At 69.7% G+C, this 14568-nt stretch carries 12 protein-coding genes and 1 tRNA gene; 2 read left to right on the top strand and 11 right to left on the bottom strand.

What is annotated here, in order from left to right; all coding sequences use genetic code 11:
• Positions 1-207 precede the first annotated feature (207 nt).
• A tRNA-Ser gene (locus OG538_RS17695) sits at positions 208-295 on the top strand.
• Between the two features lie 57 nt (positions 296-352).
• On the opposite strand, the gene OG538_RS17690 is transcribed toward OG538_RS17695, so the two are convergent.
• The 9 genes from OG538_RS17690 to OG538_RS17650 form a co-directional block, all read right to left on the bottom strand.
• Positions 353-1150 carry an HAD family hydrolase gene (locus OG538_RS17690; protein ID WP_406094679.1) on the bottom strand — a complete coding sequence of 266 codons (798 nt, stop codon included), beginning with the start codon at positions 1148-1150 and terminating at the stop codon, positions 353-355.
• Positions 1147-2436 carry a serine--tRNA ligase gene (serS, locus tag OG538_RS17685; RefSeq protein WP_406094677.1) on the bottom strand — a complete coding sequence of 430 codons (1290 nt, stop codon included), beginning with the start codon at positions 2434-2436 and terminating at the stop codon, positions 1147-1149. Before serS ends, OG538_RS17690 begins: the two co-directional genes overlap by 4 nt.
• Before the next feature lie 666 nt (positions 2437-3102).
• Positions 3103-4038 carry a prephenate dehydratase gene (gene pheA / locus OG538_RS17680; RefSeq protein WP_406094675.1) on the bottom strand — a complete coding sequence of 312 codons (936 nt, stop codon included), beginning with the start codon at positions 4036-4038 and terminating at the stop codon, positions 3103-3105.
• 203 nt (positions 4039-4241) lie between these two features.
• On the bottom strand, positions 4242-5567 hold the full coding sequence (gene efeB / locus OG538_RS17675) for an iron uptake transporter deferrochelatase/peroxidase subunit (RefSeq protein WP_406100191.1): 1326 nt from the start codon (positions 5565-5567) through the stop codon (positions 4242-4244).
• 23 nt (positions 5568-5590) lie between these two features.
• Positions 5591-7555: a copper resistance CopC/CopD family protein gene (locus tag OG538_RS17670; protein ID WP_406094673.1), complete on the bottom strand. Its 1965-nt coding sequence runs from the start codon at positions 7553-7555 to the stop codon at positions 5591-5593.
• A 14-nt stretch (positions 7556-7569) separates the two neighbouring features.
• Entirely contained in the window at positions 7570-8019 is a 450-nt protein-coding gene (locus tag OG538_RS17665; RefSeq protein WP_406094671.1) for a copper chaperone PCu(A)C, read from the bottom strand.
• Positions 8016-8669, bottom strand: coding sequence for an SCO family protein (locus tag OG538_RS17660; RefSeq protein ID WP_406094669.1), 654 nt, complete (start codon positions 8667-8669; stop codon positions 8016-8018). Before OG538_RS17660 ends, OG538_RS17665 begins: the two co-directional genes overlap by 4 nt.
• Positions 8670-8718: 49 nt before the next feature.
• Positions 8719-9456 carry a YcnI family protein gene (locus OG538_RS17655; RefSeq protein WP_406094667.1) on the bottom strand — a complete coding sequence of 246 codons (738 nt, stop codon included), beginning with the start codon at positions 9454-9456 and terminating at the stop codon, positions 8719-8721.
• Between the two features lie 168 nt (positions 9457-9624).
• A complete protein-coding gene (locus OG538_RS17650) occupies positions 9625-10428 on the bottom strand; it encodes a hypothetical protein (protein WP_406094665.1) in 804 nt (267 codons plus the stop codon).
• Between the two features lie 257 nt (positions 10429-10685).
• On the opposite strand from OG538_RS17650, the gene OG538_RS17645 reads away from it, so the two are divergent.
• Positions 10686-11252, top strand: a complete 567-nt coding sequence (locus OG538_RS17645; protein WP_406094663.1) for an ATP-binding protein — start codon at positions 10686-10688, stop codon at positions 11250-11252.
• Positions 11253-11296: 44 nt separating this feature from the next.
• Here the strand turns inward: OG538_RS17645 and OG538_RS17640 are convergent, their stop codons facing one another.
• Positions 11297-12760 (bottom strand): aminopeptidase P family protein, encoded by a 1464-nt coding sequence (locus OG538_RS17640; protein ID WP_406094661.1) that lies wholly within the window; start codon positions 12758-12760, stop codon positions 11297-11299.
• A 122-nt stretch (positions 12761-12882) separates the two neighbouring features.
• The gene (locus tag OG538_RS17635) at positions 12883-14370 is read right to left on the bottom strand and encodes a PP2C family protein-serine/threonine phosphatase (RefSeq protein ID WP_406094658.1); all 1488 of its coding nucleotides are present in this window, start codon (positions 14368-14370) and stop codon (positions 12883-12885) included.
• Positions 14371-14568 lie beyond the last annotated feature (198 nt).

The raw sequence follows: 14568 nt of genomic DNA, 5'->3' as shown, positions 1-14568 counted from the left end.
GGCACAGTAGGTGAGACGGCACCCGCCGGGAACGGCACCGAAGACCGGGAGAGGAGCGCGGCGATGACCGAGAGTCCGAGTCCGTCGAGCTCCCCGCAGGGCGTGCCCGAGCCGGCACCGGAGTAGTCGAGCGACTGCCCCGCCACGCCGCTCCCAGCAGCACGCCCGGGCGGCCATCCCTGCGCATCGCGCGCGTGGCCGCCTCCCGGAGGATTGGCCGAGTGGTAAGGCAGCGGCTTGCTAAGCCGTCGTCGGGGCCGAAAACCCCGCGCGCGTTCGATCCGCGCATCCTCCGCCTCAGGAACCCGGCCCAGGACGGAACCCGGCCCGGGGCAGAACCCGGCCCTGACCGCTAGAGCAACTGCTCCAGCACGACGGCGATCCCGTCGCTCTCGTTCGACGCGGTGATCTCTTGGGCCACGGCCTTCAGATCCTCGTGCGCGTTGGCCATGGCCACGCCGTGACGTGCCCAGGCGAACATCGGGATGTCGTTCGGCATGTCACCGAAGGCGATCGTGTCCGCCGCTTTCACGCCCAGCCGACGCGCGGCCAGCGAGAGACCGGTGGCCTTGCTGAGCCCCAGCGGCAGGATCTCCACCACGCCCGGACCCGCCATGACCACGTCCACCAGATTCCCGACCGCCGCCCGCGCGGCCTTCGCCAGCGCATCGTCGTCCAGACCGGGGTGCTGTATGTAGACCTTGTTGAGCGGGGCGGACCACATCTCGGCCGGGTCCTGAACAGGGACGGCCGGAAGCGGTCCCTCCTGCACGCGGTAGCCGGGGCCGACCAGCACTTCACCGTCGAGCCCGTCGCGGCTCGCGGCCAGTGCCAGCGGACCGACCTCGGCCTCGACCTTGGAAAGTGCGAGGCCGGCGAGCTGGCGGTCCAGTGTGAGCGACGTCAGCAGCTTGCGCTCGCCCGCGTGATAGACCTGCGCCCCCTGACCGCAGACCGCGAGGCCCTCGTAACCCAGGTCGTCCAGGATGTGCCGGGTCCACGGGACGGCGCGGCCGGTGACGATGATGTGCGCCGCACCGGCCGCGGTGACCGCGGCCAGTGCCTCGCGTGTGCGCCCGGAGACCGTGTCGTCGTCACGCAGCAGCGTGCCGTCGAGGTCGGTCGCGACGAGCTTGTAGGGAAAGGTCACTTGGCGACCGGCTCCAGGACCTCGCGGCCGCCCAGGTAGGGACGGAGTACCTCGGGCACCCGCACCGAACCGTCGGCCAGCTGGTTGTTCTCGAGGATCGCCACGATGGTGCGCGGCACGGCGCACAGCGTGCCGTTCAGCGTGGACAACGGCTGGAGGACCTTCTTGCCGTCGCGGTTGTCACGCATCCGGACGGACAGCCGGCGTGCCTGGAAGCTGTCGCAGTTGGAGGCGGAGGTCAGCTCGCGGTACTTGCCCTGGGTCGGGATCCACGCCTCGCAGTCGAACTTCCTGGAGGCGGAGGCGCCCAGGTCGCCGGTGGCGACGTCGATCACCTGGAAGGGCAGGCCGAGCGCGGTGAGCCACTGCTTCTCCCAGTCCAGGAGGCGCTGGTGCTCGGCCTCGGCGTCCGCCGGATCGACATACGAGAACATCTCGACCTTGTCGAACTGGTGGACCCGGAAGATGCCGCGGGTGTCCTTGCCGTACGTGCCGGCCTCGCGGCGGAAGCAGGGCGAGAAGCCCGCATAGCGCAGGGGCAGCTTGTCCGCGTCGATGATCTCGTCCATGTGGTACGCGGCGAGGGGTACCTCGGAGGTGCCGACCAGGTAGTAGTCGTCCTTCTCCAGGTGGTACACGTTCTCCGCGGCCTGGCCGAGGAAGCCGGTGCCCTCCATGGCACGCGGGCGGACCAGCGCGGGGGTGAGCATCGGGATGAAGCCGGCCTCGGTGGCCTGGGCGATCGCGGCGTTGACGAGGGCGAGCTCCAGCAGCGCGCCGACGCCCGTCAGGTAGTAGAAGCGCGACCCGGACACCTTGGCGCCGCGCTCCATGTCGATCGCGCCGAGCGCCTCGCCGAGCTCCAGGTGATCCTTGGGTTCGAAGCCCTCGGCGCCGAAGTCACGGATGGTGCCGTGCGTCTCGAGGACGACGAAGTCCTCCTCGCCACCGACCGGAACGTCCGTGTGGACGATGTTGCCGAGCCGCAGCAGCAGGCTCCTGGTCTCCTCGTCGGCCTCGTTCTGCGTCAGGTCGGCCGCCTTGACGTCGGCCTTGAGTTGCTCGGCCTTCTTCAGGAGTTCGGCGCGCTCCTCCGGGGAGGCCTTGGGGATGAGCTTGCCGAGCGACTTCTGCTCGGAACGGAGCTCGTCGAACCGGACCCCGGACGACCTGCGCCGTTCGTCGGCGGAGAGCAGGGCGTCGACGAGGGCGACGTCCTCTCCACGGGCGCGCTGGGAGGCGCGAACACGGTCGGGGTCCTCACGAAGCAGGCGAAGGTCAATCACCCCTCCAGGCTACCGGTGTCGGCTTCGGTAGTCCGAACCGATATTGCCAAGCGTGTCACTTTGCCCGAATTGCCGGTATTGGTAATGCTGGGGAGGGAATCCGCGACGGATGCAGATGGGGCGCGTCAGGAAAGATCCCCTATTCCCCTAAATGGGGCAGAAGGGTTGTGCGTCTTGACGCATCGACCCTGCCTGGAAGGGGAGTTGGTCGCGGCTTGTCCACAGGAGTGGGTGGTTGGTCAAAGTTATCCACAGGCTGTGAGGAAGACCTGTGGACATGGAGGAGATCATTCCGAAAGCCGCACGCCGGCTCGTGGATTCACGGTTCAAACCCCCTTCACACCCTCGTTCGGGTGGGAATTCCTCGCCCTAAAGAGTTGATCAATGGAATTGAGCTGACAAGAGACGACCCATTGGCCCGTGGGTGGTCTGAGCGGGCTGGGATGATTTGTCGACCATGTCGCATTACGGTGTCGACTTGTCCCCAGGTCGAGACGCGCTCCTGTGGATAACTATTCCCGCGGCGACAATCGGCTGATCGCACCGGTCGAGCGGGCAGGCTTCGGGCCTGAGGGCTGGAGAGGGCAGCCCTCGGCCGCAGCGGCCGGAGCGCCCGAATTGCCCGAATGGGGAGGGGGTGAGGGGTCGTGCGGAGGGCCCCAGCCCTCAGGCCCGGCCGTCCTGGTTCCGGGCCAGCCAGTCGGAGGCCTCGGCGAATGCCGCGTCCGATGTGCCCGCACGCAAGGGCCGTACGTCCGCCGGCTCCACACCGGCCCGTGGATAGGAGCCGAGGAAGCGCACCTTCGGGCAGATCCGCTTCAGGCCCATCAGGGCCTCGCCGACCCGGCGGTCGGAGATATGGCCTTCGGCATCCACCGCGAAGCAGTAGTTGCCGATTCCCGCGCCCGTCGGCCGGGACTGGATCAACATCAGGTTCACTCCGCGCACCGCGAATTCCTGGAGCAGTTCGAGCAGCGCGCCGGGGCGGTCGTCCCCGAGCCAGATGACCACGGACGTCTTGTCCGCACCGGTCGGAGCCGCCGGTCGGGCCGGACGGCCCACCAGCACGAAGCGGGTCTGGGCGTTCTCCGCGTCGTGGATCTCGGTCACCAGCGGTTCGAGGCCGTAGGTTGCCGCGGCGAACTCACCCGCGAAGGCGGCGTCGTACCGCCCCTCCTGCACGAGCCGTGCGCCGTCCGCGTTGGACGCCGCAGACTCCCAGACGGCCTGGGGGAGATGGGCCGCCATCCAGTTGCGCACCTGCGGCTGAGCGGCCGGGTGGGCGGTCACCGTCTTGACGTCGGACAGCTTGGTGCCGGGACGCACGAGCAGCGCGAAGGTGATGGAGAGCAGCACTTCGCGGTAGATCATCAACGGTTCGCCGCTGGTCAGCTGGTCGAGCGTGGTGGTGATGCCGCCCTCGACGGAGTTCTCGATCGGTACGAGCGCCGCGGCGGCCGTACCGTTGCGCACCGCGTCCAGCGCCGCCGGTACGGAGACCATCGGGGCGAGTTCGCGGGTGGCGGCTTCCGGGAGCGTACGGAGGGCGACCTCGGTGAAGGTGCCCTCGGGGCCGAGATAGGCGTAGCGCGTGGCGGACATACCGTCACCCTAATGCGCCGGGATGGCACGGCGTCCCCGTAGTTGCCGCACCACCACCGGGCGGTGGATCAGCGCTCGGGGAGTCGTTGCACCCTCCGTACCTGCGGCACCGCTCGGCGGTGGGTCAGCGGTCGGGGAGGCCGCCGCGCCATCCGCCCTCGCTCGGGCCTCCGGAGGCCGGCGCTTCGGCGCCCCGCACCGGCTCAGGACTCCAGGAGCCGTTGTCCCACGTACTCCCCCTCCGCCGCACCGCCCGGCACGGCGAACAGTCCGCTCGCCTCGTGGCGGAGGAACGGAGACAGGGCGTCTCCCCGGTCGAGTTTGCGTTGCACGGGCACGAAGCCGCGCAGCGGATCCGCCTGCCAGCAGATGAACAGCAGACCGGCGTCCGGCGTGCCGTCCGAGGAGACGCCGTCGTGGTACGAGAACGGACGCCGCAGCATGGCCGCGCCACTGTTGCGCTCGGGGGAGGAGATCCGGGCGTGAGCGTTGTCCGGGATCAGCAGCTTCCCGTCGGGGCCCGCTTTGTCGAGGTCCATCTCAGTGGTCTCGGTGCCGCCGCTGAGCGGGGCGCCGTCGGCCTTGCGCCGCCCGATGACCCGTTCCTGACGCTCCACCGGGAGCTTCTCCCAGTCGTCGAGCAGCATCCTGATCCGCCGGACGACCGCGTACGAGCCGCCCGCCAGCCAGTCGTAGGCGGCGTGACCACCGTCCGCCACGAAAATGCGCCGGTCGAAGTCGCTGTCGGCCGGCTTCGGGTTGCCGGTTCCGTCGATCTGGCCCATGAGGTTGCGGGCGGTCATCGGCTTCGCGGTGGCGCCGGGGGTGCGGTTGAAGCCGTTCATCTGCCAGCGCACGGTGGCAGCCGAACCGGCCTCCTTCTGCACGGCTCGCAGTGCGTGGAACGCAACGAGCGCGTCGTCGGCGCCGATCTGCACCCAGAGGTCTCCATTGGAGCGGCCGACATCGAGGTGATCGGCGGAGAACGGGGGCAACGGGTCGAGCCCGGGCGGACGGTGGGCCGTCAGGCCCGTGCGTTCGAAGAAGGTGGCGCCGAAGCCGAAGGTGACGGTCAGGGAGGACGGCCCGGCGTCCAGCGCGATGCCGGTGTCGTGTCCCGTACCGTCCGCCGCCCCGCCGGTGGTGGGTTCGCCGGCCATCAGCCGCTGTGCCGCAGCCGACCAGCGGCGCATCAGGGCAGCCGCTTCCTTGCGCCCTGCCCCGGGGGCCAGGTCGAAGGCGATGAGGTGGCCGCGGGCCTGAAGCGGAGTGGTGATCCCCGGTTGATGTTTCCCGTGAAACATCACCTCGGTGGAGCCGACCGAGGTCAGTGCGGCCGGGACCTCGTCCTGGGTCGCGGCGTAGCCGGTGGCGCCGCCGGCTGCCCCCAGGACGAGGCCGGTGGCACCGGCCGCTCCTGCGGTGCCGAGCAGCCGCCGACGCGAGATCGCGCCGGTCGTCGGTGTACCGCCGTCGCCGTTGCGCTTGGTCTTGCTGCCCGCACCATTCGATGTGCCGCCGCTGTTCATCCTGTTTCCGCTCAAGGTCCTGCTCAGCCGATCTTCACGTTCTTGTCGACCGTGATCTGGTCGATGTCCGAGGTACGCACGGTGACCGCGACGTTCCAGTTGCCGGCGATCGGGATCTGGACACCGGTGGAGGTCCAGTGGCCCTCGGTCAGCCGGACGGGGACGGCAGGGAGGGGCCCGATGTCCTTGGACTCCAGGGTGAACGCGAGCTTCACCTCGGGGACGTCCATGGCCTTTCCGTCGATGTCGTCGATCCAGAGGTGCACCACATTGGCTCCGGTGCGTCCAGGGTCCAGGTCGATGCGGACGGTTCCCTTGCCGTTCCTGCCGCCGGTGTCGAACGGCAGGGTGAGGTTGACGGGACCGTCGGCCACCGGAGCGGCGGCAGGTGCGGACGTGCGCGCCGCTTCCTCCTCGGTGCGGCCGGGCTCGGTCGAAGTCAGGACGGTGGTCACCGCCAGCAGGGCCACAGCGACTCCGACTTCGGCCAGTACCGAGCGGCGCAGGCCGGACCGGTCCGGGTCGGCGTCACGTATCCGCTTCTTCTCTGCGGTTGCGACGGCGGCCTGCTGGCGTGCGAGCTGGGCGGCGCGCGCGGGATCCCCGGGGGCGGCCGCCTCCCGCATGTCCGTGTCCGCGGCCTTCTCTTCCTCTTCCGGGCCTTCGGTGCCGGCCGTGACGGTCGCGGTGGGCGCGTTCGCGTTCCCTCCCGTCGCCAGCCGGCCGGTCCACCGGCGAGAGATGCCCGCGACCCCGACGAGGACGGCGACGAGCCCCACCTTCACGAGCAGCAGCTGCCCGTATCCGGTCCCGGTCAGTGCGGACCAGGAACCGACCTGGCGCCAGGACTGGTAGATCCCGGTCGCGGTGAGGACGAGCACACTGGTGAACGCGATCCGGGAGAAGCGGCGCACCGCGTCGGCGGTGATGTCGGGGGTGCGGTACAGCGCGATCAGCAGGGCAGTGAGGCCGCCCAGCCAGGCTGCGACCGCCAGCAGGTGGAGCACGTCGACCGGCATGGCGATGCCTGGCTGGATACCTGTTGACGCATGCTCGGCGAGGGCCCACGTGCCGGCGATCCCGGCGGCGATGACCGCACCGCCGATGGCGAGCCCGAAGGTGAGGTCCTTCTTCTCGCGTTCGTCCTCGCGCTTCGCGTACGTCCCGAACAGCACCGCGATGAACAGCGCACTGGCACCGAGCAGCAGCAGCCGCGAGACGAGCGCGGCGCCGGGCTTGGTGTCCAGCACCGCCTTCAGCCCGTCGAGGTCGAAGGCGTCGCCGAGCTTCCCGGAACCGGTGTACGGGCTGCGCAGCAGCAGCAGGGCGATCGTGGCCGCGGTGAGGGTCATCCAGCCGCGGACGACGAGGCGTTGCAGCGGCCGGGAACCCGCCCCGCGCTGCCAGCAGGCCAGGACGAACGCGGCGCCACCGACGAGCACGATGAAGCCGCCGTACGAGGCGTAACGGGCGATGCCGTAGAGCGTGCCGACGAGACCGCCGCCGGCCTCGTCGTCCGGGAGGGCGACCGTGGTCTCGGACGGGGCACCGATGGAGAACGTGAAGGCTCCGGATACGGGGTGGCTGTCGGCGGAGACGGCTTGCCAGGCGACGGTGTACGTGCCGTCGGGCAGCCCGGTGTGCAGGGAGACGCCGTACTTCACGGTGGACCCGCTGTGCAGGTCGAGCGGGGCGTCTTCGGTGTCCGCGCGTTTTCCGGCGGGGTCCAGGACCCGGATGGAGCCCTCCCCCATGGCGACCTGTTCGGAGAAGGTCAGCGTGACTTGTTTGGGTGCGGTGTCGACCACCGCCCCGTCCTGCGGATCGCTCCCCGTGAGCGCGGCGTGCGCCGACGCGGGCCCCGCGACGGCCAGCAGCAGACCGAGCGCCACGCCGACCAGGGCGGCGAGGAGTCCGGCGACGGCGAGCGGCCGACGCGTAGCCGATGCGGACGGGGGCGGCCCGAAGGGCGGGGCGGTGGCTGTCATGGTGTGTCAGTCCCTCACTGCTTCTTCGGGTTGTGGGTGGTCTCCTTCACGGGAAGATCGACCTTGATGGGGCCTGCCTTCTCGAAGTGCAGTTCCACGGACACCGTCTCGCCCTGCTTGGGCTGCTGCTTGAGCTTCATGAACATGATGTGGTTTCCACCGCGTTCCAGATCCAGCTCACCGCCCGCGGGAACGTCGAAGGACGTCACCATGCGCATGGCCTGGTTCTTCGTCTCGTGGATCGTGACGTCGTCCGAGAGCGGACTGGTGACCGAGGTGAGCCGGTCGGAGCCGCCACCGTCGTTGCGCACGACGAGGAAGGCCGCGGCCATGTCGTTGACGGGCTGCGGCATGAAGGCCCCTATGACCTTCAACTCCGGTTCGCTGTCCGAGGACGAGCACCCCGCCAGCGTCAGACCCGTGGAGAGGGCCAGGACGCCGGCGAGGGTGGTGCGGCGGTTCACGGCTTCTCCCCCTTGACGATCTTGGGGAGGTCCTTGGTGTAGTCGTCGGGCGTGGTGTCCTCGCTGTACAGGACGTAGCCCTTGTCGGTCTTCGGCGAGAAGGCGATGACCTGGGAGCCGTGCATCGAGACGATCGTGCCGTCCTTCTCCTTCTTCGGTGCGTCGATACCGATACCGATCTGCCGGGCGCCCGCCTGGATGGCCGGGAAGTCACCGGTGAGACCGATGAAGGAGGGGTCCTGGGACTTGAGCCAGGTGCCCAGTGAGGCCGGGGTGTCCCGCTCCGGGTCGGTGGTGACGAAGACGACCTGGAGCTTCTCCTGGTCGGCCTCGGGAAGGGACTTCTTGGCGATCGCGATGTTGCTCATGATGAGCGGGCAGACGTCGGGGCAGTTCGTGTAGCCGAAGTAGATGAGCGTCGGCTTGCCCTTGGTCTTCTCCCGCAGGTCGTACTTCTTGCCGTGGGTGTCGGTCAGGACCAGATCCGGCTTGGTGAACGGCTGGTCGAGCACGGTCGCGGCCTGTGTCTTCGCCTCCATCGGGATGTCGGCAATCGGCTTCTTGCTGTCGTTGTCACTGCTGCCGCAGGAGGACAGGGTGAGCGTGGCCGCGGCGACGAGCGCCGCGGCCAGCACGGACTTCTTAACCATGGAGCACTGTTTCCTGGTGGGTCGGTGGAACGGTGGGGCTTGGGGGCGATCAGGCGGTACGGCGACGACCGGCCATGACGCCGAAGGCGACGCCCGCGACACCGATGACGATGCCGACGACCCCGAGCACCCGGGCCGTGTCGTCACTGGAGGAGGCAGGCGAAGCCGTGGTCTGCTCGTCCTTCGCGTGGGTGGCGTTCTTGTCGGCGGAGTCCGCGCCGGAGGCGGCGGTGGCGCCGTGCGCGTCCTCGGTGGCCGCCGTCAGCTTGAGGACCGGGGCAGGGCTCTCGGGCTCCTCGGCCCCGTCCTTCTGCTCCTCGATCCAGCGCACGACCTCCTTGTTGTCGTACGTCTGGATGGCCTTGAAGACCAGCTGGTCGGCGTCCTCCGGGAGCTGGCCGACCGAGAGCGGGAACTGCTGGAAGCGGCCGGGCTCGATCTTGCTGCCGGCCGCGGTCCAGGTGACCTTGGAGACGGCCTCGTTGATCTTCTTGCCGTGCATGTCCAGCGGCTTGGCCAGCTTGCTCGTGGTCACCTTGATGTCCCAGCCGGGCACGGGCTGCGGCATGACGGACGCCAGCGGGTGGTCGGCCGGGAAGTTGACCTCGAGCTTCGTCGTCGAGGCGTCGTCGCGCTCGTTGGGGACCTTGAAGTTGATGACGGTATAACCGCCCTTGGCGGCGTCGCCCTGCGGCTGGACGCTGACGTGGGCGGAGGCCGTACCGGCCAGGATCAGCACGGTGGACGCGGCGACGCCGCCGGCGAGGGCGATGCGGGAAACGTTCATGGCAGGGATCACTCCACAGGTGCACGAAGGAAGGGTGCTCCCGGCGCGCGGGCGCGCGACGGGATCGCGACACCTCATCCTCACGAGCGGCGTGCGCACGAAGACCCGTACCGGCACCGCAGGGGTGCGTGGTGTGGGTCGCGCGGGCATCGCGTGGAGGGCGTCGCGTCAGGCTGCGAGGGTGAGTACGGGGGGCGGCCCGCGCCTGATCACCATGTGCTGCAAGGGATCCCCAGTGGCCGGGGGCGGTGCGTCCACAGCGGTACGGGGGGTGCGAGGCCCGGTCGTCGGTCCCCCGGGGAGGCCGGCGCGCAGGGCGGCCACGAGTACGAGCGCGGCGCGCAATGCCCGCAGCCGGGCCCCGGCCGCCACCTGCTGGGCGCCGTGGAGCGACAGCCGGGCGAGGCGGAACAGGGCGATCTCGCCGCGTCGCAGCAGCCAGCCGGCGGCCAGTGCGGCCAGGAGATGGCCGAGCACCATGGGAAGGTCCGGGAGCATCCCGGCCAGGCCGGCCGAGCCTTCGGAGGTGGCGGTCGACAGGTGCTGATGGGTCTGCGCGGTCACCGAAGTCGGGTCGATACCCGCAGTGGTGACGATGCGGTGGGCGTCGGCGGCGTTCAACTGGCCGGGTCCGGCGCCGCAGACGAGGCTCGCCGCGAACCGGATCAGCGCGTCCTCGCCGGCCGGAACCCGGGGCGAGGCGGCGTGTGTACCCACGCCGAAGAGCGTGTGCAGGACGATCTGTCCGCCGGCCAGGGCCGCGGCGATGGACGGCATCGAGCGTTCGCGTCCGGCGAGGGGGGCCGCCACCGCGAGGACTCCGAGGAATCCGGCGAGCAGGGTCCACCAGGGGACGGTCGCGCAGGCGGCCAGGGCGTGCCCGGCTGCGGACAACGCGACACAGACCGCGGCGAACACCGCGGCCCTCAGAAGCCGCATACCGGCTCCGACGCGTCCCACAGACGTAGTCATGGCCGAGACATCATCCCACTGCGCCCCCGGCTCACGTACGGCAGGTCCGGAAGGTCGTCTTCCACCCGAATCGGTGGGAGGCGGGCCGTTCGGACCGGTTACGGACGGGGCAGAACGGCCCTGTGGGCCGGGGATGCACAGGTGCGGCGAGCGCGGGTATCCGCCGAATGAGCGGTCTCACATCCCGTCCGTGCTTACAAACGGTGTAGGGCGGCAATACGTATCGGTATGTCGAGCCGCAGCCAGGAGGCTGGAGCATGAGCATCTGGTGGTCACTCCATTTGCGGCGCGAAGCTGCGAGCGTTCCGCTCGCCCGTCGATTCCTGCTCGGCACGATGGAATCAGCGGGCGTGGACCCGGACATCTCCTTCGACCTGTCGCTCGCCCTGAGCGAGGCCTGTGCCAACGCCGTCGAGCACGGCGGAGCACAAGGCGGCACGGGTGATGCCACGGAAACATGGGACGCCTGGGAGGAGCCGGCCGGTGCTGCCAGTGGGCAGTACCGGGTCACCGCGTATCTGGACGGCGAGAAATGCCGTATCGAAGTCGCCGATTCCGGACCGGGCTTTCCCGCCAGGCGCGCACTTCGCACCGCCGCACAGCAGCACGAGACAGAGCAGCCGTACGAATCCAAGCAGCAGCACTGCACACCGCAGTACGCGGAGCACCCGCCGCTCACCGCCGAGGACGGGCGGGGTCTCTGCCTGATCGAGGAGCTCGCCGATCACGTCCACTTCGGCAACCGGCCGGGGCACGGCGGCGCGTTGGTGAGCTTCGACAAGGTCCTGAAATGGCGGGAGGGCGCCCTGCTCATGGTGTCCTGAGCAGGGCGCCCTGTGGCGCGTGGGGCGTGGGGCGTGGCCGACGGTCAGCCCTTGAGCCGGGCCATCCACGCCTCGACCTCGTCGGCCTGCCGCGGCAGCTTGTCCGAGAGGTTCCGGTTGCCGTCCTCGGTGACGAGGATGTCGTCCTCGATCCGGACGCCGATGCCGCGGTACTCCTCGGGAACGGTCAGGTCGTCGGCCTGGAAGTAGAGACCGGGCTCCACGGTGAGGCACACGCCGGGTTCCAGCGTGCCGTTGACGTAGGACTCGGTCCGCGCGGCGGCACAGTCGTGGACGTCCATGCCGAGCATGTGACCGGTGCCGTGAAGCGTCCAGCGGCGCTGGAGACCCAGCTCCAGGACCTTTTCCACGGACAGGTCGCCGAGCAGGCCCCACTCGACGAGCTTCTCGGTGAGCACACGCTGCGCGGCGTCGTGGAAGTCGCGGTAGTCGGCGCCGGGCTTCACCGCGGCGATGCCGGCTTCCTGTGCCTCGTAGACCGCGTCGTAGATCTTCCGCTGCAGCGGCGTGAACGTCCCGTTGATGGGGAGCGTGCGGGTCACGTCGGCGGTGTAGAGCTCGTTGGTCTCCACGCCGGCGTCGAGCAGCAGCAGTTCGCCGGAGCGCACCGCGCCGTCGTTGCGCACCCAGTGCAGGGTGGTGGCGTGCGGGCCGGCAGCACAGATCGAGCCGTAGCCGATGTCGTTGCCCTCGATGCGGGCGCGGAGGAAGAACGTGCCCTCGATGTAGCGCTCGCTCGTCGCCTCGGCCTTGTCGAGGACCTTCACGACGTCCTCGAAACCGCGCGCGGTGATGTCGCAGGCCTTTTCCAGCTCGGCGATCTCGAAGGCGTCCTTGACCAGGCGGGCCTCGGAGAGGAAGACCCGCAGTTCCTCGTCGCGCTCCGCGGTGACCTTGTCGGCCAGCGCGGCCTCGATGCCGGCGTCGTGACCGCGGACGTTACGGACCGGGCCGGTGGCCTCGGACAACGCGGCGGGCAGCTTGCGGACGTCCTTCGCGGGGATGCCCAGCAGCGTCTCGGCCTCGGTCAGGGAGTGACGGCGGCCGACCCACAGCTCTCCCTGGCCGTCGAGCCAGAACTCGCCGTTCTCCCGGTCGGAGCGCGGCAGCAGGTAGACCGTCGCCTCGTGGCCTTCGCCCTTCGGCTCCAGTACGAGGACGCCGTCCTGGGTCTGGTCGCCGGTGAGGTACGCGTACTCCGTGGAGGCGCGGAAGGCGTACTCGGTGTCATTGGACCGGGTCTTCAGCCGGCCGGCCGGGATGACCAGCCGCTCGCCGGGGAAGCGCGCCGACAGTGCGGCGCGGCGGTCGGCCGTGTGCGTGGCCTGGGCGATCGGCTCCAGGCCGTGCAGCTCGGTATCGGCCCAACCGGACTTCATGCTCGCGGCGAGCTCATCGGAGACGCCCGGGTACAGGCCGTTCTTCCGCTGCTTGACCGGTTCTGTCTCTTCGGTCTCCGGGTTCTCCGGGGTGAGCTCCTCAGACACGACGTGTTTCTCCTTGATACGACACTGGACCCCCTCCATCGTACGGGCGTACGGAAGGGGGCCCAGGGCCGGAAGACCTCTTACACAGGGTGGCCCCACGGTACCGGCGGGTGCGAGGCCGCTCAGTCGAAGCGTGCCGCGAGCAGGACCACGTCCTCGGTGCTGTCACCCTGGTCGATCCCGTCGGGCAGCACGGTGCGCACCACGTGGTCGGCGATTGATCCGGCGTCGTGACGCAGCGCCCTGGGGACGCTAGCCGCAGCCGAGTGGAGCCGGGAGAAGGCCCGGTCCATCGAGTCGCCCGCGCGGCGCAGCAGACCGTCGGTGTACAGGAGGACCGTCTCGCCGGGCGCGGGGATGATCTCCACGCTCGGTGCCTCCCAGCAGGCCAGCATGTTCAGCGGGGCGGAGAGGGTGGTCTCGACGTATTCGGTGCGCCGGTCCCCGACGATCAGTGGCGGGGTGTGTCCGGCACCGGCCAGCAGGATCTTGCGGCGGGCGGGCTCGCAGTAGGCGAAGAGCGCGGTCGCGGAGCGGGCCGGTTCGGTCAGGCGCATCAGGAGTTCGAGATCGGAGAGGACGGCGACCGGATCCTCGCCCTCCATCACCGCGTACGCCCGCAGGCCTGCGCGCAGCCGTCCCATGGCGGCCAGGGCGCTCGGCCCCGAGCCGCCGACCGAGCCCACGGCGAGGCCGAGCGCGCCTTCCGGCAGGGCCAGCGCGTCGTACCAGTCGCTGCCGCCCTGCGGTGCGGCGTGATGGCGTACGGCCAACTGCGTGCCGGGCACGCGGGGGAGCCGGCTGGGCAGCAGTTCCTCGGCGATGGTGGCGACGTCGGTCCTGGCCCGCTCCAGTTCCAGCAGCCGGGCAAGATGCTCGGCGGCGTACCCGGCGTACAGCCCGACGAGATGACGCTGACGCTCCAGCGGCTCGGCGGGTTCGTCGTAGAGCCAGACCGCGGCGGCGAGCCGCCCGGTCCGCTCGGTGGTGATCGGCAGCGCGTAACTGGCGGCGTAGCCCAGCCGGGCGGCGACCTCGCGCCTGCGGGGGTCCAGGCTGGTGTCGCCGAGCAGATCAGGGGTGGTCAGCGGACCGTCGGCGTTCGGCAGGCCCTCCAGGATGCGGCCGTACGAGGTGGCGCTGCGCGGCACCGTCTCGATCTGGCCGAGCTCCGCGTGGGCCAGCCCGAGGCCGATGGTGCTGACGGGGCCGCGGAGGTCGGACGGTTCGAAGGCGATCAGTCCGCGACGGGCGCCGACCAGTGCGGCTCCGGCATCGAGCAGCTCGTGCAGGGCGTCGTCGAGGGTGTTGGTTCTGGCCAGCCGTTCGGTGAGCTCGTGCAGCGTGGTGAGGTCGGAGACCCAGCCCGCCAGGCGGTCCTGGATGAAGGCGCCGGGCGCAGCCGGCACCTCGGAGAGAGGCCCGGCAGTGTGCGCCGAAACCGGAACTGTGGGATCGATTCCAGCCACTTTCGGCAGGTGTGGGGCGCTCATGGTTGCCGGCTTTCCGACTGGTTTGTTTCGTCGAATAGCATCGCAAACCCCCATGTCATTCTGCGCCGCTATCAGTGCATCCACATGTACACGCACAAGTAAGGCCATGTCCAGCATTGTCCCCACGGGATTTGTGGTGTCCAAGGGGTAAGTAACTTGGCCAAAAAATGCACCCTGCGACGTCCATTTGCGGTCGACTGGGTCTGCTCGACCGGGGGTTGCCCCCGGGTGAAGTCCCAGGGGGAGCGTCATTCCGGGCGTGCTGGGTACGTAAATCGGTAGATGGTCAGAGGTGGTACCGACCACCTCCGGAAC

The sequence above is a fragment of the Streptomyces sp. NBC_01013 genome (assembly GCF_045162765.1).
Classification (GTDB): domain Bacteria; phylum Actinomycetota; class Actinomycetes; order Streptomycetales; family Streptomycetaceae; genus Streptomyces.
This window is presented reverse-complemented; position numbering and strand designations above follow the sequence as displayed.